The 18,365-nt window shown below is 72.9% G+C and carries 18 protein-coding genes; 8 read left to right on the forward strand and 10 right to left on the reverse strand.

From position 1 onward, the window contains the following. Nucleotides 1-17: 17 nt before the first annotated feature. From F9278_RS01505 to F9278_RS01535, 7 genes are all read right to left on the reverse strand, one after another. Nucleotides 18-983, reverse strand: coding sequence for a phosphotransferase family protein (locus F9278_RS01505; RefSeq protein ID WP_152166623.1), 966 nt, complete (start codon nt 981-983; stop codon nt 18-20). Then, complete coding sequence (locus F9278_RS01510) at nt 980-2,251, reverse strand: acyl-CoA dehydrogenase family protein (protein WP_226966584.1); 1,272 nt, start codon at nt 2,249-2,251, stop codon at nt 980-982. The genes F9278_RS01505 and F9278_RS01510 overlap by 4 nt, the downstream gene beginning before the upstream one ends. A gap of 76 nt (nt 2,252-2,327) precedes the next feature. Next, the gene (locus tag F9278_RS01515; RefSeq protein WP_152166625.1) at nt 2,328-3,482 is read right to left on the reverse strand and encodes a thiolase family protein; all 1,155 of its coding nucleotides are present in this window, start codon (nt 3,480-3,482) and stop codon (nt 2,328-2,330) included. Further along, nucleotides 3,479-3,883 carry a Zn-ribbon domain-containing OB-fold protein gene (locus F9278_RS01520; RefSeq protein WP_226966585.1) on the reverse strand — a complete coding sequence of 135 codons (405 nt, stop codon included), beginning with the start codon at nt 3,881-3,883 and terminating at the stop codon, nt 3,479-3,481. The genes F9278_RS01515 and F9278_RS01520 overlap by 4 nt, the downstream gene beginning before the upstream one ends. A gap of 5 nt (nt 3,884-3,888) precedes the next feature. After that, entirely contained in the window at nt 3,889-4,677 is a 789-nt protein-coding gene (locus tag F9278_RS01525) for an enoyl-CoA hydratase/isomerase family protein (RefSeq protein ID WP_152166627.1), read from the reverse strand. 68 nt (nt 4,678-4,745) lie between these two features. Then, entirely contained in the window at nt 4,746-5,930 is a 1,185-nt protein-coding gene (locus F9278_RS01530) for an acyl-CoA dehydrogenase family protein (RefSeq protein WP_152166628.1), read from the reverse strand. 205 nt (nt 5,931-6,135) lie between these two features. Beyond that, nucleotides 6,136-6,939: an SDR family NAD(P)-dependent oxidoreductase gene (locus F9278_RS01535; protein WP_152166629.1), complete on the reverse strand. Its 804-nt coding sequence runs from the start codon at nt 6,937-6,939 to the stop codon at nt 6,136-6,138. A 117-nt stretch (nt 6,940-7,056) separates the two neighbouring features. Between F9278_RS01535 and F9278_RS01540 the strand changes: the two genes are divergently transcribed. Then, entirely contained in the window at nt 7,057-8,217 is a 1,161-nt protein-coding gene (locus F9278_RS01540; protein WP_152166630.1) for an alcohol dehydrogenase catalytic domain-containing protein, read from the forward strand. A 108-nt stretch (nt 8,218-8,325) separates the two neighbouring features. Here F9278_RS01540 and F9278_RS01545 read toward each other — a convergent pair whose 3' ends face one another. Continuing rightward, nucleotides 8,326-8,910, reverse strand: a complete 585-nt coding sequence (locus F9278_RS01545; protein WP_152166631.1) for a helix-turn-helix domain-containing protein — start codon at nt 8,908-8,910, stop codon at nt 8,326-8,328. A 138-nt stretch (nt 8,911-9,048) separates the two neighbouring features. Here F9278_RS01545 and F9278_RS01550 point away from each other — a divergent pair, with 138 nt between their 5' ends. The 4 genes from F9278_RS01550 (at nt 9,049) to F9278_RS01565 (ending at nt 13,105) form a co-directional block, all read left to right on the forward strand. Further along, entirely contained in the window at nt 9,049-9,732 is a 684-nt protein-coding gene (locus F9278_RS01550; RefSeq protein ID WP_152166632.1) for an FMN-binding negative transcriptional regulator, read from the forward strand. A gap of 89 nt (nt 9,733-9,821) precedes the next feature. After that, nucleotides 9,822-10,544 carry a DinB family protein gene (locus F9278_RS01555; RefSeq protein WP_152173630.1) on the forward strand — a complete coding sequence of 241 codons (723 nt, stop codon included), beginning with the start codon at nt 9,822-9,824 and terminating at the stop codon, nt 10,542-10,544. Between the two features lie 75 nt (nt 10,545-10,619). Further along, the gene (locus tag F9278_RS01560) at nt 10,620-11,891 is read left to right on the forward strand and encodes an LmeA family phospholipid-binding protein (protein ID WP_152166633.1); all 1,272 of its coding nucleotides are present in this window, start codon (nt 10,620-10,622) and stop codon (nt 11,889-11,891) included. A 182-nt stretch (nt 11,892-12,073) separates the two neighbouring features. Continuing rightward, nucleotides 12,074-13,105, forward strand: a complete 1,032-nt coding sequence (locus tag F9278_RS01565) for a glycoside hydrolase family 5 protein (protein ID WP_152166634.1) — start codon at nt 12,074-12,076, stop codon at nt 13,103-13,105. 661 nt (nt 13,106-13,766) lie between these two features. On the opposite strand, the gene F9278_RS01570 is transcribed toward F9278_RS01565, so the two are convergent. Continuing rightward, on the reverse strand, nt 13,767-14,066 hold the full coding sequence (locus F9278_RS01570; RefSeq protein WP_152166635.1) for a hypothetical protein: 300 nt from the start codon (nt 14,064-14,066) through the stop codon (nt 13,767-13,769). A 136-nt stretch (nt 14,067-14,202) separates the two neighbouring features. Beyond that, nucleotides 14,203-15,069, reverse strand: a complete 867-nt coding sequence (locus tag F9278_RS01575) for a helix-turn-helix transcriptional regulator (RefSeq protein ID WP_152166636.1) — start codon at nt 15,067-15,069, stop codon at nt 14,203-14,205. Nucleotides 15,070-15,512: 443 nt separating this feature from the next. On the opposite strand from F9278_RS01575, the gene F9278_RS01580 reads away from it, so the two are divergent. From F9278_RS01580 to F9278_RS01590, 3 genes are read left to right on the forward strand one after another with little or no spacing between them, the layout of a single operon-like run. After that, nucleotides 15,513-16,805, forward strand: coding sequence for an acyl-CoA dehydrogenase family protein (locus F9278_RS01580; protein ID WP_152166637.1), 1,293 nt, complete (start codon nt 15,513-15,515; stop codon nt 16,803-16,805). Continuing rightward, nucleotides 16,802-17,677 (forward strand): SCO6745 family protein, encoded by an 876-nt coding sequence (locus F9278_RS01585; RefSeq protein WP_152166638.1) that lies wholly within the window; start codon nt 16,802-16,804, stop codon nt 17,675-17,677. The genes F9278_RS01580 and F9278_RS01585 overlap by 4 nt, the downstream gene beginning before the upstream one ends. A 48-nt stretch (nt 17,678-17,725) precedes the next feature. Beyond that, a complete protein-coding gene (locus F9278_RS01590) occupies nt 17,726-18,361 on the forward strand; it encodes a nuclear transport factor 2 family protein (protein WP_226966586.1) in 636 nt (211 codons plus the stop codon). Nucleotides 18,362-18,365: the final 4 nt, after the last annotated feature.

An 18,365-nucleotide genomic window follows, 5' to 3' on the forward strand; every position in this document is an offset into this window, starting at 1 on the left:
GATCCGAGGATGTCGCCTCAGCCGAGGATGTCCCGGGCGGTGCGGATCATCGCCGCGATGGTCGGGGGCAGTCGTTCCTGGTCCGGGTCGTGGTGCTTGCCCTCGCGGTGGCGGCGCAGATTGTGGCCCATGATCGCGGCCATCTTGGTGCGGGCCAGGGCACGGAACCAGTCGAGGGCGGGCGGGGCGGGGCGGCCGTCGAGGTAGGCGGCCAGCAGTTCGTCCTCGGTGGGCAGACCGGGGATCTCGCGGCCCAGTCGGGGGAAGTTGTGGTGGTCGGTGAAGAGCAGGGACCAGCCGAGGTCGGTGCGTGGGTCGCCGAACTCCCATATCTCCCAGTCGATGACGGCCACGGGGGTCTCACCGACACAGAGCGCGTTGCCGAGCCGGAAGTCGCCGTGGGTGAGGACCGGCGGCAGCCCGGCGGGGATGTGCGCGGCCAGTCGGTCGAGCAACTCCGCGCCCCCCGGCCGTAGTTCGTCCGGTACGGCCCGCATGGTGCGGCTCCACCGGTCGAGTTCGGCGGCCGGGTCGAGCGGGGCCGCTCCCTCCAGGTCCGGTGCCCCGGTCCGGTGCAGTCGGCTCAGGACGCCCGCGAGCGCCAGCATCCTCGTCCGGCACAGGCCGGGGTCGAGGAGGTGGTCGTCGAGGACGGGTTCGATCGCCTCGCCGGACACGAACTCCATGGCGAACCAGGCCGGTTCGCGTTCGTCCAGGGCGAGGACGTCCGGCACGGGAACAGCGCCGGCGAGGGCGCGCAGGGCGCGGGCCTGGCGCAGGACGTCGTTCCGGCCGACCGGCCGCTGCCCGGGAGGGACGGCCTTGACGACGTACGCGGTGGGGCCGGCGGTGACGGAGTAGGTGAGGCCGGAGTGGCCGCCGGGCAGGGTCTCCAGGGCGCCGAGCGGTTGGCCGGGGTGGAGCGCGGCGAGCCATTCGCGTACGCGTCCGGCGAGTTCGGCCGTCTCGGCGAGCGTGCTCAACTCGCCACCTCCTTCGGCGTCCTGGCGTGCGGCTCGGCGGGTCTGGGCTCTCTGGGCAGGCCCAGGACCCGTTCCGCCAGGATGTCGCGCTGGATCTCGTCGCTGCCGCCCGCGATGCTGTAGCCGGGGGCGCCGAGCAGATGCTCGGTCCAGGCGAAGGTGCCCCACTCGCCGGTGTCGGCGGCGAGGCGCGGGCCGAGCAGTTGTTGGACGAGGTCGGTGGTGGCGCGCATGGTCGCGGTGGCGTAGAGCTTGCCGACGGAGGCCTCGGCGCCGGGCTCACGGCCGGCGACCAGGGCCGCCGTGACCCGCAGGCCGATGAGCCGCTGGACGAGGGTGCGGACGAACAGGTCGGCGGCCTGCTGCTGTTCACCGCCGGTGAGCGGGCGGGGCAGGTTCCGGGCGAGGTCGAGCGCGCGGTCGGCGTTGTCCAGGCCGAGGGTGCCGGAGTCCAGGCGTTCGGCGGCGAGGACGGTGAGCGTCACCCGCCAGCCCGCGCCGACGGGACCGAGCCGGTCGGTGTCGGGGACCCGGACGTCGTCGAGGTAGACCTCGTTGAAGCTGGAGCCGCCGGTCATCTGCCGGATCGGGCGTACGGTGACGCCGGGGGCGTCCATCCGGACCAGGAAGACCGTGATGCCGGCGTGCTTGGGCGCGTCGGGGTCGGTGCGGCAGACGGCGACTCCCCAGGTGGCGACGCGGGCGCCGGACGTCCAGACCTTGTGGCCGCGCAGCACCCAGCCGTCACCGTCCGCGTCGCGGACCGCCTTCGTGCGGACGGCGGCCAGATCGGAGCCGGCCTCGGTCTCGGAGAAGAGCTGGCAGGCGAGTTCGTCGGTGCGGAGCATGGGCCGCAGCCAGCGCCGCTTCTGCTCGTCGGTGCCCCAGATCCGGATCGCCGGGGCCACCAGCTGCTGGGTGACAGGGAAGATCTCGGTGCGCCGGGGCACGTCGAAGGCGGCCTCCTCGGCGCGGTACAACTGCTCGTAGTACGCGGGCAGTTCACGGCCGCCGTACTCCTCGGGCCAGCCGAGGGCGCCCCAGCCCTGGTCGTGGCGGACGCGTTCCCAGGCACGGATGCGTGCGGTGTGCGCGTGTTCCTCGTCCTCGGTCCAGTTCTCGAACACGGCCACGGAGTCGTCGCCGTGACCCCACTCGCGGCCCTGGGGCCCCCGGTGGTCCGCCACCTTCGACAGCCAGCGGCGGGCCTCGGCACGGAACTCCTCGGGCTCCGGTACGGGTGCCGGGCCCGTGGGTGTACGCGTCACCTCCCTCCCCTCCCTTCCCATCTGTTCTGTGTCTGCTCTGTGTCTGTTCCGTTGTCTGTTCCGTTGTCTGTTCCGTTCAGCGGGTCAGTACGGTGCAGGCGCTGACACCGGGTGCTCCGTAGACATGGGTGAAGCCGGTGCGTGGCTCGCCCGGTACCTGGCGTTCGCCCGCCCGGCCGCGCAACTGCTGGACGATCTCGTGGACCTGGCGCAGCCCGGAGGCCCCGATGGGCTCGCCGTTGGCGATGCAGCCGCCGTCGGTGTTGACCGGCAGCGCGCCGCCGATCGCGGTCGCGCCGGAGGCGAGCAGCCACCTCTGTTCGCCGTGCTCGCAGAATCCGCACTCGGCCATGTGCATCACCTCGGCGCCGCTCTCGGTGTCCTGGAGCTGGCACACGTCGATGTCGTCCGGGCCGGTCCCGGCCTCCTCGAAGGCGGCGCGGGCGGCGTCCGTACTGACGGAGGTCGGTGTGCCACCGGGTGCCCAGGGGCTGAACACCTCGAAGGAGCCGAACCGCCGGGTGCGGACGACGGCCGCGCGCAGGGCGACCGGGGCGGCGGCACCGCCCAGTTCCCGGGCGACCGCGCGGTTGCACAGCACCAGCGCGACCGCGCCCTGCCCGGGTGAGCAGAACATGTAGCGGGTCAGCGGGTCGTTGACCATGCCCGAGGCCAGGATCTCGTCGGCGGTCAGCGGCTCGCGGCGCCAGGCATGGGGGTTGCGGACCCCGTTGGCGTACGCCTTCTCGGCGACCAGGGCGAGGGTGTGCGGGGTGATGCCGTGGTCGTGCATGTACCGCTGGATCTTCATGGCGAAGAACTGGGTGGTCACCATGAGGCCCTCGGCGCCGTACGCCTCGTCCAGGCCCCAGTCGGCGGGGCGCGGGTCGAACGCGCCGCGCGGGTGCTTGTCGAAGCCGACGGCGAGGGCCACGTCGGCGGCGCCGGCGCGGAGCGCGTTGACGGCGGACACCAGGGCGCTGCCGCCCGTGGCGCAGCCGTTGCGGACGTTGACGAACGGCACTCCGGTGAGGCCGAGTCGGGTGACCAGGGTGTCGGCGTTGCCGGCCGCGTCGCTGCCGCCGAACGCGGCCCGCACCCGGGACCACGGCAGCCCGGCGTCGGCCAGCGCCGTGTGCACGGCCTCCACCGCCAGCTGCCTTCCCGTGGCCTCCGACCGGCCGAACGGGGTGATGCCGACACCGCAGACCAGGACGTCGTCGGCGCTCACGAAACGCCTCCTTCCTGGCGGGCCGGGCGGGCGCGCGGCAGGCTGTCCGGGTCCGCCGGGCGGGCACGCGGCACGCCGTCGCCCGCCGTGATCACGACCGGCATGTCGATCCTCATCTCGTCGGGCCGTACGCCGTCCAGGACCGCCAGGATCCGTACGCCCTCGGGGAGTTCGACGTAGCCGACCACGAACGGCCGGAAGCCGCCGCCCTCGGGCACCACGTACGGCGGCGACTTGGGCGCGTACCGCTGCACGGTCCATGTCCACACGGTGCCCGTGGTGGAAAGGGCGACCGGCTCGGCGGGGCCCCCGCAGCTCGGGCAGCCGGGGTCCGCCGGGTGGACGGTCACCGCGCAGGCCGCGCAGCGGGACCCGCGCAACGCGGGCCCGGTGACGGGCACGGCTGTCAGCGCCCCTTCCACTTCGCCTCGCGCTTCTCCAGGAAAGCGGAGACACCCTCGGCCGCGTCCTCGGAGTTGAGCATGACGCCGACCGCGAGGTGCTCCATGACCATCAGGGACTGGATGTCGGCGTCGAGGCTCCGGTCGATGGTCATCTTGGTGATCCACATGGTGAACGGGCTCTTGTCCGTGAGCTGTCCGGCGAACTCCTCGACCGTGGCGTCGAGTTTGTCGGCGGGCGCGGAGTCGTTGATCAGACCGAACTCGGCGGCCTCCACTCCGGTGAGCAGCTTGCCGGTGAGCATCAGCTCCTTGGTCTTGCGGACGCCGATCATGCGGGGCACGCGGTAGATCGGGCCGGCACCGCCGAAGAGCGCGCGGCGGATGTGGAAGTCGCCGATGAGGGCGTCGTCCGCGGCGATGGCGAAGTCGCAGGAGATCATCAGCTCGAATCCGCCTGCCGTCACGTGTCCTTCGAGCACCGCGATCGACGGGGTCCGCATCGAGTAGAGCCGGTCGCACACCTTCGCCGACAACACGGCGACGTCGATGGCGGTGGAGCTGCCGATGAAGTCGGCCTTGAGGCTGTCCAGGTCGAACCCGGAGCAGAAGGTGTTGCCGCGCCCGCGCAGGATCAGCACACGCAGCTCGGGGTCGGCGTCGACCTCGGTGATGATCTCGTCCAGCCGGTTCAGGATCGGCACGGTCACGCAGTTCTTCTTGTGCGGCCGGTTGAGCCAGACCCGGGCCACATGGCCGTCCCGCTCGAACTGGATCTCGTCCTCGACTGCCATCCGCTCTCTCCTTCACTCCCTGAAACTGAACTGAATTCATTTGATTCTCGGGGTCGTCGGGCGCCCTGTCAACAGGCCCTGCGGCACGGCCCGGCCGATGGGGCGCCGGAGCGGAACCAGCCCGGCGGCCCGGCGAGGCCGAGGATCCCGGCCAGCCGGACCCGGTGGTCGTCCGCCGTGCCGAACAGCGCCTCGTCGGCCCGCGCCCTGCGTACATAGAGGTGGGCCGGGTGCTCCCAGGTGAAGCCGATCCCTCCGTGGAGCTGCACGTATTCGGCCGCGGCCCGCCGGTAGGCGGTGGCGCACACCACTGCGGCGGCGCTCGCCGCCACGCGCACCTCCCCCGCCTCCGGGGCCGCGAGACAGGCGGTCGCCCATCCGGACGCCGACCTCGCCGCCTCGACCTCGACCAGCAGATCGGCCAGGCGGTGCTTGACCGCTTGGAACGACCCGATCACGCGACCGAACTGAGTTCGGTGCGACACATACTCCACGACCGCGTCGAGCGCGTGGGCGCAGCCGCCGACCTGTTCGGCGGCCAGCGCCGTCCGCCCGGCGTCCAGGACCGCGTCGACGACGCCGGGCGCCTGTCCCGCCTCCCCGACCGGTGCGGCGGGCGCCCCCCGGAAGCGGAGCAGGGCCTGACGGCGGGTGGGGTCCAGCACCCGCCGGGCCACCCGGTCGCAGCCGCCGGCGTCCGGCTCGCAGGCGAACAGCCGTGGCCCGTCCGACGTCCGGGCAGTGACCAGCACCACGTCGGCGCCCTCACCGTCGGGCACGAAGTCCGCCTCGCCGCGCAACAGCCAGCCGTCCGGGCCACGCTCGGCGGTGATCCGCTCCGGGTGCGCGAACCCCGCGACGGTTGCGGTGAGCGCGCCCGAGGCGATCCCCGGCAGCAGGCGCTCGCACGCCGCCCGGTCGCCGCAGAGCAGCAGGGTGTGCGCGGCGAGCACGACGGTCGGGAGCAGCGGCGCGGGACACAGGACGCGGCCGGTCTCCTCCAGCGCCACGGCGAGATCGGCGAACGAGCCCCCGGCTCCCCCGTACTCCTCGGGCAGCGCGAGTCCGTGCACCCCGATCTCCCCGGCGAGCCGCTCCCAGAGCACCGGGTCGAACCCGTGCGGACCGGCCGTCTGCCCGCGCACCTCCTCGGGCCCGCACGTCTGTGCGAGGAACTCCCGGAGCACGGCGCGCAACTGCCGCCGTTCCCCCGTCTCCCCCAGCAACGCCGGATCCACATCGAGCCGGAACATCGGGCCTCCCGCACGCAGTTCGTGTGTCGCAGTTCGTGTGTCGCAGTTCGTGTGTCGCGGTCAGGTGTCGCGGTCGTGTATCGCGGTCGCGGTCGCGGTCGGGTGTGGTCGCGGTCGGGTGTGGTCGCCCGGCGGGCCGAGGCCTTCGTCTCGGTGCCGGTGCCGGTGCCGGTGCCGGTGCCGGTCTCGGCGCCGGTGCCGTCGGCTATGCCGTGAACCGGCCGCCGTTGGCCAGGAGTACCGCGCCGACGAGGTTGGCGGCCTCGTCGCTCGCCAGGAACAGCGCGACGTCGGCGATCTCCTCCGGCGTGGCGTACGGCCGCACCCGGGGGTCGGCGAAGCCCTCGCGCAGCACCGCCGGGGTGTGGGCGGCCATCCCGGTCTCGGTGGGACCGGGGGCCACGGTGTTGACGCGTACGCCGAACGCGATGGCCTCCTTGGCCACGGACTGGCTGAGCGCGTGCACGCCGGCCTTGGAGGCCGCGTAGTGCGGATAGCCGGTGAGTGTGTCGAAGGCCGCGGAGGAGCCGAAGGTGACGACGGCTCCCGACCGGTTCGGGCGCATGGCCCGCAGGGCGGCGCGCAGGACGTGGAAGGTGCCGTCGAGGTTGATCCCGAGGACCCGTCGCCACGCCTCGACGCCGAGGCGTGTGGTCACCTCGGGCGGCCGGCCGGCCAGCACGGCTTCGGCCAGCCACTGCTTCACGGTGGGATCGTCGACCCCCGCCGCGTGCACCATCACGTCCAGTCGGCCGTGCAGCCCCACGGTCTCGTCGAGCACCCGGTCGACCTGGTCGGCGTCCGCCACGTCCAGGGCGACCGCCCGCCCCGCGGCCAGCTCCTCGGCGACCACCTCGGCCGCCGGGCCGTCGATGTCCGCGACGACGACGGCTTCGGCGCCCTGGGCGGCCAGCCCCCGGGCGACCGCCCTGCCGATCCCGGAGCCCGCGCCGGTGACCAGCGCGACCCGCCCCGTGAATCGGCCGTGCTTCGCGTCCCTGCCGCCCATCGGGCCACCCGCCTTCACACTGTCACCATCTACTGAACTGACTTCATTTTTGCTAAGGTGGCGCGCATGTCAACAGGTCGCGCCGGGAGGCGGGCGAGCGGGAGGCGGGAGGGCCGAATGCGAGCGGTCCGGCTGACCCACTGGGGCGCCCCAGCGGTGCTCACCGATGTGGAGCGCCCCTCACCGAGCGGCGAGGAGGTGCTGATACGGGTCGAGGCGGCCGGGCTGTGCGGCTCCGACCTGCACGTCCTCGGCGCACGGCCCGGCACCCTGCCGTACGCGCCGCCGTTCACGCTCGGGCACGAGGTGGCCGGCCGGGTGGTGGAGCGGGGCCCGGACGCCGTCGGGCCCCGGATCGGGGAGCGGGTGGTCGTGTACGGCCCCTGGGGCTGCGGGCGGTGCGGGCGCTGCGCCGTCGGCGCGGAGAACTACTGCGACCGGCGCGCCGCCCTGGACGCGGCCCGCGCCGGGACCGGTGCCGGACTCGGGCGCGACGGCGGTCTCGCCGACTTCCTGCTCGTCCCGTCCGGGCGCCTCCTGCTGCCGGTCGGCGACCTCGACCCCGCCCAGGCCGCCCCGCTGTCCGACGCGGGGCTGACCTCGTACCACGCGGTGGCGGGACTTCGGCCGACACCCGGCGGCGACCGGAGCGGCGGCCGGAACGGCGGCCGGAACGGCGGCGAGAACGGGGGCGGTACCGGCGGTACCGGCGGTACCGGCGGTCCCGGCAGCACCGGTGGCGACGTCGACGGCGCGAACGTGGTCGTGATCGGCGTCGGTGGGCTGGGGCATCTGGCGGTGCAGATCCTCCGGGCCATCACCTCCGCCCGGGTGCTCGCGGTGGACGTACGGGAGGAGGCGATCGCCCTCGCCGACGAGTGCGGCGCGCACTTCGGGACGGTCGTCCGGGCGGACACGGCGGACGCGCTGCGCAAGCGGACCGGTGACGCGGGCGTCGACGCCGTTCTGGACTTCGTCGGCACGTCCGCCACGCTCGGGTTGGGGCTGAGCGTGCTGCGGGCGGGCGGCGCCCTCTCGCTCGTCGGCAGCGGCGGCGGGGAACTGACGGTCCGCAAGCCCGGGGCGCTCCCTCCGGGCTTGCGGATCTCCCTGCCGTTCTGGGGCACCCGGCCCGATCTGGAGCAGGTCGTGGCGCTGGCCCGCTCCGGTGCCGTGCGGGTCGCGACCGAGCGGTTCCCGCTGTCGCGCGCCCCGGAGGCGATCGACGCGCTGCGTTCCGGCCGGGTGCGAGGGCGTGCCGTACTGATCCCCGGCTGATCCCCGGCTGGTCCCCCCGATCGACCCGGGTGGAGCCCTGACCAGAACTGAACTCAGGTTACTGATCCCGTCACCGTCTTGGCGTCCGCGGGGGCGCAGCCCCGTGGATCAGCCCGCGGAGGCCGGGCCGGGTGGCAGCTGGACCGTCATGATCAGGGTGCAGGTCTCCGTGCCGGCGCCGCGATAGGTGTGGGCGGTGTCGCCGTCGAACGTGGCGGTCTGCCCGGCCTCCAGGGCGTGCGCGGTGCCGTCGACGATCAGGGTCATCCGGCCGGCGGTGACACTGATCGTCTCCACGACCCCAGCCTGGTGGGGGTGGCTCGGGTACTCCTCGTCCGGTTCCAGGCGCCAGCGCCAGACCTCGACCGGCGCCGGGCCGGAGGTCGTCAGCATCAGCCGGGCCTCGCCGCCCCGGTCGCCGGTCCACAGCGGGGCCACGGCGTCGGCGGCCACGACACGGACATGGCCCTCGGGCGGTCCCTGCATCAGGGCGGACACCGAGATGCCGAGGGTGTCGGCCAGCCGGACCAGGGTGGCCAGATTGGGGTTGCCCTGGGCCTTCTCCAGCGCCACCAGGGCGCCTTTGCTCACCTGGGAGCGCCGGCTGAGCTCCTCCAGGGACAGGCCCGCGCGGGTGCGGGCCACCCGCACATTGTGCGCGACCGTCCGCAGGGCCGCCGCCGTCTCGACCATCAGATCTCCGTCCTCGTCCTGAAACTCCGCCCCAGCATGGACCATCCTGCTGCACCGTGCGGTCGTTCGGTTGACACGGATCGGTCGTTCCGTTGTACGGTTCGGTCGTTCCGATGATATGAGCGTGGGGAGACCAGCATGTTCGTCCAGCCCTGGGACGCGAGCCTCGACGCGGCGGAATGGCGGACGTGGATCGCCGACGGCCACGACTTCGGGCAGCTCACCGTCAACGGCCCGCCCGGCCGTCCACCCGTCGCCGTGCCCACCCATTTCACCGTCGACCCCACCGTCGACCCCACCGAAGTCTCCACCGACGGCGGGAACCACCTGCTGATCCATCTCGCCCGGCCCAACCCGGTCTGGAAGGCGATCGAGGACGACCCGAACGTCCTGTTCACCGTCTTCGGCGACTACGCCTTCGTCCCGGGCCCCTGGCGCGCGGGCGCCGGTACCCCGCCCGCCGACGGCGTACCCACCAGCTACTTCACGGCCGTCCAGTTCACCTGCCGGGCCCACCTCGTCGACGACCCCGAGGCCAAGGCCGAGCTGCTGCGCCGTCAGCTCGCCCACTTCCAGCCCGGCGGCGATCACGCCCCGGTCGCCGTGGACCGGCCGCCCTACGGCCGGATGCTGTCCGGTATCCGCGGGCTGCGTCTCGAAGTCACCGACGTACAGGCCAAGTTCAAGTACGACGACCACAAGCCGGTCGAGCACCGCGGTGCCGTCGCCGACCGGCTGACCGCGCGCGGCCAGGGGCTCGACGTGCCCACGGCGCGGCAGCAGCGCCGCCGCATGGACCGCGTCGGCCCCTGGGAACCGTGACGCCCCCGAGCCGGGCGCACGACCGAGGAGGGGGACCGGGGATGCGGACGGGCACGGGCACGGGGACGGGCACGGGGACGGGCACGGGGATGGAGGCGGCGGGGACCGGGGGTGTACGGGTGGGCCGTCTGGGGCTGTTGCTGGAGCAGTTCGACCAGGCCAGGGAGATGGCCGGGGTGCGGCTGACGGGGCTGGGCGACGAGGAGTATCTGTGGGAGCCGGTGCCCGGTTGCTGGTCGATCCGGCGCCGGGAGGAGGCGACCACGCCCCGGGCGTTCGGGCCGGGTGAGTGGGTGCTCGACCTGGGTGCCCCGGACATCCCGGCGAGCGAGTACGCCGAGGTCGCCCGGCAGGCCGCCGACGGTATGACCGTGGCGAAGATCGCCGAGGACTGGAGTGTGAGCGTCGCAAGGGTCGAGGAGGTTCTCACCCACACCGGGGCACCGGAGCCCGACCGGACGCCGGTCACGACCATCGCGTGGCGACTGGCACATCTGCACGTCCAGTTCGCGGGCGGCTGGGAGTGGACCTTCGGCGCGCGGCGGCAGGATCCCAAACTGGCCGTCGACTTCAACCCGTCCGCCGCCTCGGCCCTCGCCTCGTTCTGGCCCGTGGTCGACCGCTGGCGGGACAGCGTGGCCGGCGTCACCGAGGAGCAACTCGACACGGTCGGCTTCTCGCAGTATCCGTACGGCTCCGCCCCGGACGATCCGTTCTTCGGCGTCCTGTCGGGGTCCAACCTCGAATTCATCCACCACATGGCCGAGATCGCGTTGCTCCGCGACCTGTACCGGACCGGCTTCGGCAGCTGATCGCGATCGTGAACTACATCGCATCCCCGGGGTTCGGGTTGCGGCCGGGGGTGGTGCACATGTTCGGATGAGGCGATGCGCTCCCCCCACCGCACAGATCCGCATCAGCACGCCCACGACCGCTCCGACCTGCCCGATGCCGCCTCCGACCTGCCTCACAACCCGTACGACGAACTCGGCTCCCTCGACGACGGCCCGCTCGAAGCGACCTCGCTGGAGGAGTTCTTCGACAAGGACACCGCCCGGCCGGGGAACGAGGCGGAGCAGGAGCCGGAGTGGACCCCGCCCGTGCATCGCCGGGGCGGCCGGCGGCGGCGTGGCCGTTTCGCCGGGCTGCCGCTCGCGGTGAAGGCGGTGGTGGGCCTGGTGGTCCTCGCCTCGTTCGCGGCCCTCGGCGACCGCTGGGCCGTGCTGTACGCGGAGCACCGGGCCGCGGACGCCCTGGAGGACCGGCTGAACCTGGCGGCGGCGCCCGAGGTGGAGATCGGCGGCTTCCCCTTCCTCACCCAACTCGCGGGCAAGCGGCTGGAGTCGGTACGGCTGACCGTGCCGGACGTGGCGGCCGACCGGGTGTCGCTGGCGAAGGTGTCGGCGACGGCCCACGACATCCGGCTGGACGCCGACGGTCTCACCTCGGTGCGCGGCGCCCATGTGCCCCGGCTGGACGGCGACGTCCTGCTGTCCTTCGCCGATCTCAACCGCGAACTCGGCGCGTCCCAGGTGACTTTCACCGGTGACGGCCGGGACCGGGTGCGGGCGCGCGGCACCCTGCCGGTGGCCGGGCGTGATCTGCGGCTGCGCGCCGAGGCGACGATCCAGCGGCAGGGCGAGCGCGGCATCGCGACGGAGATCGGCGGGATGCGGCTGGACATCGGGGACCTGGCCACCTACCGCCCCGGTACCCGGCCCTCGGACGGTCTGCGTCTGACGCCGAAGGCCTCCGCCGACCTGGCCCGGGAGACCCGCAAGGCGAAGGCGCTGCTGTCGGTGCCGGCGATCGTGAAGCGGCTGGGGATGTCCGACGCGACCGCGCGCGAGGCCCTGGGCGACGACGGCGAACTCGCCGAACTGACCGGTTCCTCGCGCTTCGCCCGCCGGGCCGAGGGCCTCAACCTCATCGACCTGGCCCTGGACAACCCCGAGGTGCCGCGCGGTCTGGGCCTCGACCCCGATCTGCTCGACGCCCTGTCCCGGCTCACCCGGCCCGCCCTCGCCGAACGGCTGTCGCTCTCCTTCGAACTGCCGGAGCCGGAGCGGGGGGACGTACGGCTGCGGGACGTCCGGGTGGAGGAGGACGGCATCCGGGTGCGGCTCACCGGGTCGGAACTGGCCTTCGGCGGCTCGTAGTTCCGCTGCCTCCACCTTCTTGTCCCGCGTGCTCGTTCTGCGGCTCGCTCTGCGTTCTTGATGAAATTTGGTGTGCAGATGTGTTGACCTCTGTTCGAGATCTCTTCTAGTTTGCGGGAGCCACAGAGCCGCCGGCCCGCACCTCGGGGTTTCGCGGACGCAACCGCCCAGAAAGGGATCCGGTGCCACTCAAGAACCATCGCGGAACGGCCTGCCTCGCGGCGACGCTGGCCGGTGTCACGGCGTTCGGTGGGCTTCTCGCCACCCCGGCAGCCGCCGCGTCCCGTCACTCCTCGCCGCCGCCCGTCAGCGACTTCCGGGGCGTCAACTGGGCGGACCCGCGCGACAACTACGCCGACGACGCGGTCGTGCCCTCGGGGCTGTCCACCTCGGACGGTTACGCCACGACCTACGCCAAGTCCCGGGCGATCATCGGCGGGTTCGCCAAGCTGGGCGCCAACACGGTCCGTCTCCCGGTCAACCCCACGTCCGTGAACGGCCCCTTCTGGAAGTCGTACCGGGCCGCGATCGACGCCGCCTCCGACAAGGGGTTCAAGGTCATCCTGGGCTACTGGGAGGCCGACAACGCCAAGGACGGCAAGATCGACGACCAGGCCGCCTGGGACCGGATGTGGGCGCGGATCACCTCCGCCTACGGACGCGACTCCCACGTGTACTTCGAGCCGATGAACGAGCCGTTCGGCTACACCTCCGAGGAGTGGCGCGACGTGGCCGCGCGCTGGCTGGCCACCCATCGCTCCGTCCCGCGCGACCGGGTCCTCATCGGCGGCTACAAGTACAGCGAGGACGTCAAGCCGATCTGCGCCGACAGCAGGCTGAACGGCACCCGGATCGCCCTGCACAACTACGGCTTCTGGCACACCGACTGGACCAGCGTCGACCAGTGGAAGGCGGACTTCAAGGAGCGCATCGGCACCTGCGCCTCGCGCACGATCCTGGACGAGTTCGGCGCCTCGATGACCACCGGCCTGGACTACAACGGCCCGGTCAACGGCTCCAACGAGGTCGCCTACATCCAGGCCGCGACCGACATCATCCGCGAGCTGCGCCTCGGCTCGGTCTACTGGCCCGGTCTGCGCAACGGTGACACCTACTCCCTCACCACCCTCCAGGGCACCGGCACCCGCCTGAGCCTGAAGGTCAACAACCAGAGCGGCCTCGACCGGCTGCACTGGGCCTGGAAGAAGAAGTAGGGCGACCAGCCTCCCGGGTCCGGCGCCTTGAGGCCGCCGGGCCCGGGAGCCGTTTCACCCGGGCTCCGCCGTGAGGGAGGCGCAGGTCCACAGACGCCCTGACGGGGTCCCGTTCCGCTCGGTCAAACGCCTTCCGGCGCACCGTAGTTGACGGCGTGGCCGCGCCGCACCGTCCGCTACGCCCGGCTCCGTTCGAACGCATGTCGACCGACCGAACAAGCGACGTGGCGTACGAGGAGCCCGTGCTGCCGGAGCGGCTCGGCCCGCTGCGGCCGGTCGTGGAGGCGCTGCTGCGCGAGTCCCCCGACACGCGCCCCTCGCTGGCGGGCGCCCGTCCGGCGTTGCGGCTCGTCGCGGCGGGCGAGCCGTACCCGGGGCCGCTGCCCTCGGCGACCGTGCGCGTGCCCCGTCCGTCGGCCCCACCGACCGACGTCGACACCGTGACCAGCGGTCGCCAGCGGCCCGTACGGGTCGGGGAGACCGTGCCGACGGCGGGGCACACCCGGTCGCCCGCGTCCGCGCGCCGGCAGCCGTCGCGTCCGGGCGGGCGGAAGGCGCTGTGGTGGGGGCCGGCGGGGACGGCGGTGCTGGTCGCGGGTGCCGTGGGCGGTCTGTTCCTGGGCGGGGTGCTGCCGTTCGACAAGGAGTCGACGACCGTGAGTCATGTCGCGCAGTCGGTGACCGGCCGGCAGCCGGTGGCCGGGGTGACCGTGCGGCAGGGCGACCGGGTCACCGTGCGTTTCGTGTCGGGCGGGTGGACGGCCGACCACCGGAACATGCCGATGGCGGGGTCGGCCGGGTACGACGCGGCCACCGACGCGTTGCCGGCGGGCGCGTGGGACTGCAAGGTGAAGGACGCGGCACCGTTCGCCTCGCTGCTCGCGGTCCGCACCGGCGACAGGAAGCTCCCCGTCCACACCGTCGGGAGGAAGCTGACCTTCGAGGCGGCCGGGGACGGCACCCTTCAGCTGGGCATGAACGACACCGCCGGAGCCTGCTCCGAGGACAACCGGGGCGCGCTGGCCGTCAAGGTGACCGTTCTGCACCGGAGTTGGCGGTCGGTCAGTCGACGGCCGGTCCCGCCCCGGCGAGGAGGGTCAGCGCAGCAGTCCGGCGCGCCGGGCCGCGGTGACCGCCTCGAAGCGGGTGGTGGTGCCGAGTTTGCGCATGACCGAGCGCAGATGGCCCTTGACGGTCTCCAGGCCGATGTGGAGCCGGTCGGAGATGTCGAGGTTGGTGCAGCCCGCGGCGACCGCGGTGAGGACGTCGAGTTCGCGGGGCGACAGCCGGGCCGACTTGGCGAGGGGCGGCCCTTCGGGTTCCTCGGCGCAGCAACCCTGTTCGAGCAGGACGCAGACCTCGTGGAAGCGGTCCCTGAGGTGTCCGTCGTCCAAGGTCGCGGTGAGGTGCAGCAGTTCGGCGTGCGCCTCGTGGACGCGTCCCAGGGCGGCGGCGTCACGGGGCGCGGAGCTGTCGCGCCCGGCGCGGGCCTCCGACAGCAGCCGGTTGACCTGTTCGTGGGAGGCGAGGAACTGCTCCAGGTCGCGCGCCGCCCGGGTTATCGCGGTCAGCACCCGGTCGCCGAGCCGTACCGCGTCGCGTGATCCCACGAAGAGCACGGCGCGGACGGTGGTGCCCACGATCACGGGCGCCGCGGCCATCGCCCGTACGCCCTCGGCCGCGACGAAGGAGTCGTACTCGTGGCTGATCCCCTGGGCCGTGCGGTAGTCGCTCAGCGCCGCCGGCCGGCCGGTCGTCAGGACCTTGCCGATCAGTCCGGCGCCGGCCGGCACGGACAGTCCCCTGCGGTCGCGCGACCGTACTCCGCTCGTCTCGCTGATCCGCAGTTGCCGCGGGGCGACCACCCAGGCCGCCCCGGCCACGGGCATCCCGCTCTCCCTGCGCAGAGTCAGGACCGCGGCGCGGGCCGCCGCGGCCTCTTCGCTGTCTTCCGCCGGTAACACGACAGGGCCGACTCCTCACCTGACCGACAGTGGGGGACACATTGCTGTGGGCGACTCCCCCGTCGTCAGGAGAACAGTTCTTCAAACGCCGCAACCGCGTCAAGAGCGCACAGCCGAAACATAATTGACGTTTCGTCAATCTTTAGAGCAGGTGACACGTGCACACACCGCGCGGGCCTCGGATCACGTGCCGCACCTGGCCGTCCGAGGCGGATTTCTGATCGGGCGTTCAGTAGTCGGTCCCCGCGCCTCCACCCTCAGACGGGGGTAGCTGGACGGCCCGCTTTACCTCATCGTGGTGCGAGCGACAGGCCGCTCCCGGCTCCGGCCGGGCCGGGTGCGAGCCCCGCGCTCTCTCCCTCCACCGACTCAAGGCCCGCTGGACGCAGAGCCGTTGTGTGCCCCCAGCAGCCCCGAGCCTGCGCGCACAGAGAGGCGCCCCCATGGATTTCTCGTACTCTCCACGTCTCGCCGACCTCAAAGAATGCGCTGTCGACCTCGCCCGGAAGATCATGGTCTACGAGGACGAGTGCGAGGCCGGCAACGGTCTGGGCCCGGAGAGCAGAGCCGCCCTCCGGCAGATCGTGCTGGCCAGCGGTCTGCAGGCGATGAACGCGCCGGTCGCCTGGGGCGGCGCGGGGCTGACCTGGGTCGAACAGGTCACCGTGGAGGAGGAGTTGGGCGCGCTCACCAACGGGCTGTGGGCGGCCGTGTGGCGGCCGACCGCCGCCGCCCTACTCGCCTCCACCCCGGAGCAGCGCGAGCGGTATCTCCTGCCGGAGAACCGGGGCGAGCGCTTCGGGGCCAGGGCGATCACCGAGCCGGAGGCCGGCTCCGACCCCCGGCGCATCGCGACGGTCGCGGAGCGCACGCTCGACGGCTACCGCATCACCGGTGAGAAGTGGTTCGTCACCCTCGGGGATCTGGCGGACCATCTGCTCGTGCTGGCGATCGTCCGGCCGGACGGCGCTCCCACGCTGTTCCTCGTAGACAAGGACACCCCGGGCGTACGGCTGGCCGCCACTCCGCGCTACACCCACAACTTCGCCTACGAACACCCGCACTTCGCCTTCGACGACGTCCACGTGGGCCATGACGCCGTCCTCGGGGAGGTGGGCGCCGGACTCGACCTCGTACAGGCCACCTTCTTCGAGGAACGGGTCCTCGTCGCGGCGCACGCCGTGGGCGCCGCCGAGCGGGCGCTGCGGCTGGCCTCGGACTGGGCGCGCGAGCGGGTGCAGGGCGGACAGCCCATCATCAGGCACCAGTTGATTCAGGCCATGCTGGCGGACTCCGCGACCGACATCGCCGTCAACCGCATGCTGGTGTACCGGGTGGCGTGGGAGATCGACCGGGGCGGCGACCCCAAGACCCTCAACGCCATGGTCGCCATGGCCAAGGTGTCGGCGACCGAGGCCGCCGGGCGGGTCGTCGACCGCGCGGTGCAGATCTTCGGCGGACGCGGCTACATGCGGGACAACCCCGTGGAGCGGCTCTACCGCGACACCCGCGTCGACCGGATCTGGATGGGCACCTCCGAGGTCCAACGGCTCATGATCGCCAACGAGATCGACAAACGCGGACTGTCGGGCCTGCTGCGCTTCTCCACGGCACCGGCGGAGACGAACGCGGGGCCGGGCGAGGAGAACGAGCGGCCTGGCGCGGAGAACGAGGGGCCGGGCAACGGGCAGGCACCCGGGACGCGGGGCCCGCTCGTGGAAGGGGCCGTCCGATGAGCGCGCCGACCGTGGCACCCCGGAGCACCGCCCGAGCCCTGCACGACGTCATCGAGCCCTACCACGCGGTGCTGTACTACGCGCCCCAGGTCCAGGAGGCGTTCGCGGACATCGGGCTGAAGGGCATGTGGCGCGGCTACTTCGGCGGACGCGCCGCCCCGCTGGGCCCGGCCCCGGCGGCCGTGGTCACCGCGCTCTTCCATCACTTCAAGCCGAGTCTGGTCGCACGGGCGGTCCCGTCCGTGTGGGAGGCCGCGCTTCCCGACGACATCCTGACCGCCCGGCTGACCGGCGTGGACGCGGCGCTGCGCGCGCTGCTGGGCGACACGGTCGACGGTCCGGACATCGCCGAGGCCGCGTCCCTCGCCGTCGCGGCCGGCGCCGCGTGCGGTGCGCCGGGCCGTCCGCTCGGCGCCGCGAACGCAGCCCTCGCGCTCCCCGAGGCGCCCCACCTCCGGCTGTGGCAGGCGGTCACGACCCTGCGCGAGTACCGGGGAGACGGGCATGTCGCCGCGCTGACGCACGCCGAGTGGGACGGCGTCGAGGCCCTGGTGACGATCACGGCGGCGGGCGGCGAGGTCCGGTCGAGCATCCAGGCGCGCCGGGGCTGGACCGACGAGGAGTGGGCCGAGGGCGAGCGGCGGCTGCGCGACCGCGGGCTGCTGGACTCCGCCGGAGATCTCACCCCCGGGGGCCGCGCGGCCCGGGACGCCGTGGAGGCGCTCACCGACCGCTTCGCCTCGGCACCCTGGAACGCCCTCGGCGCGCAGCGCACCCACCGGCTGTACACCCTCCTCCAGCCGATCGCCGAACGGATCGTCCACGGCCTCGGCATCCCCCTGCCGGTGGCCGCGAAGACCCTGGGCGGCTGACACCCGCGCCGCGGAAGACCACTCCCCTCACACCGCCTGGCGGAACACGTGAACCATCTGAACGACCCGAGCAACCCGAACGACTCGAACGACTCGAACGATCAGCACCATCGGAACCAGCCGGGCGCACCACACGCCCTCGCCACCTCGCCCGGCTCCGTGGACGGCTGGCAGGACGTGCGGGACCGGCTCGATCTGCGGCGGCTCGTGGACACGTACGCCTCCGCCCTGGACCGGCGGCACACCGAGCTGTTCGCGTCGCTGTTCGACGAAGGGGGCGAACTGGTCCTGAACCGGCCCTCCGGCAGCGGCCGGCCGCCCCTCGTGTTCGACGGGCGGGACGGCTGGGCGGGCGCCCTGTCCGTGCTGGAGTCGTGCGTCGTGACCACGCACTTCGTCGGCAACCACACGGTGACGCTGAACGGGGACGGCGCCACGGGGGAGGCGTACTGCCTGGCCCACGAGATCAGGCCCGCCGAGGACGCCACGCACGATGTCGACGACGGACGGCGGGCACGGACGCCCACGCGCATGCCCATGCCCACGCGCATGCGCATGCGGGTCCGGTCCATCCGCTACCACGACTCCTACCGGCGTACGGCGGGCAGTTGGCGTTTCGCCCGCCGGACATTGACCGTCGACTGGACCGAGGACCGTGTCCTCGTGTCCCCCAGTGCCGGATGAGGGG

The organism is Streptomyces phaeolivaceus (assembly GCF_009184865.1).
Lineage (GTDB): Bacteria > Actinomycetota > Actinomycetes > Streptomycetales > Streptomycetaceae > Streptomyces > Streptomyces phaeolivaceus.

What these genes read in the sequence shown, in the direction of transcription:
- F9278_RS01525 (WP_152166627.1), bottom strand. Translation starts at nt 4,677, where the DNA reads ATGGCAGTCGAGGACGAGATCCAGTTCGAGCGGGACGGCCATGTGGCC.
- F9278_RS01530 (WP_152166628.1), bottom strand. Translation starts at nt 5,930, where the DNA reads ATGTTCCGGCTCGATGTGGATCCGGCGTTGCTGGGGGAGACGGGGGAA.
- F9278_RS01535 (WP_152166629.1), bottom strand. Translation starts at nt 6,939, where the DNA reads ATGGGCGGCAGGGACGCGAAGCACGGCCGATTCACGGGGCGGGTCGCG.
- F9278_RS01540 (WP_152166630.1), top strand. Translation starts at nt 7,057, where the DNA reads ATGCGAGCGGTCCGGCTGACCCACTGGGGCGCCCCAGCGGTGCTCACC.
- F9278_RS01545 (WP_152166631.1), bottom strand. Translation starts at nt 8,910, where the DNA reads ATGGTCGAGACGGCGGCGGCCCTGCGGACGGTCGCGCACAATGTGCGG.
- F9278_RS01550 (WP_152166632.1), top strand. Translation starts at nt 9,049, where the DNA reads ATGTTCGTCCAGCCCTGGGACGCGAGCCTCGACGCGGCGGAATGGCGG.
- F9278_RS01555 (WP_152173630.1), top strand. Translation starts at nt 9,822, where the DNA reads ATGGAGGCGGCGGGGACCGGGGGTGTACGGGTGGGCCGTCTGGGGCTG.
- F9278_RS01560 (WP_152166633.1), top strand. Translation starts at nt 10,620, where the DNA reads ATGCGCTCCCCCCACCGCACAGATCCGCATCAGCACGCCCACGACCGC.
- F9278_RS01580 (WP_152166637.1), top strand. Translation starts at nt 15,513, where the DNA reads ATGGATTTCTCGTACTCTCCACGTCTCGCCGACCTCAAAGAATGCGCT.
- F9278_RS01585 (WP_152166638.1), top strand. Translation starts at nt 16,802, where the DNA reads ATGAGCGCGCCGACCGTGGCACCCCGGAGCACCGCCCGAGCCCTGCAC.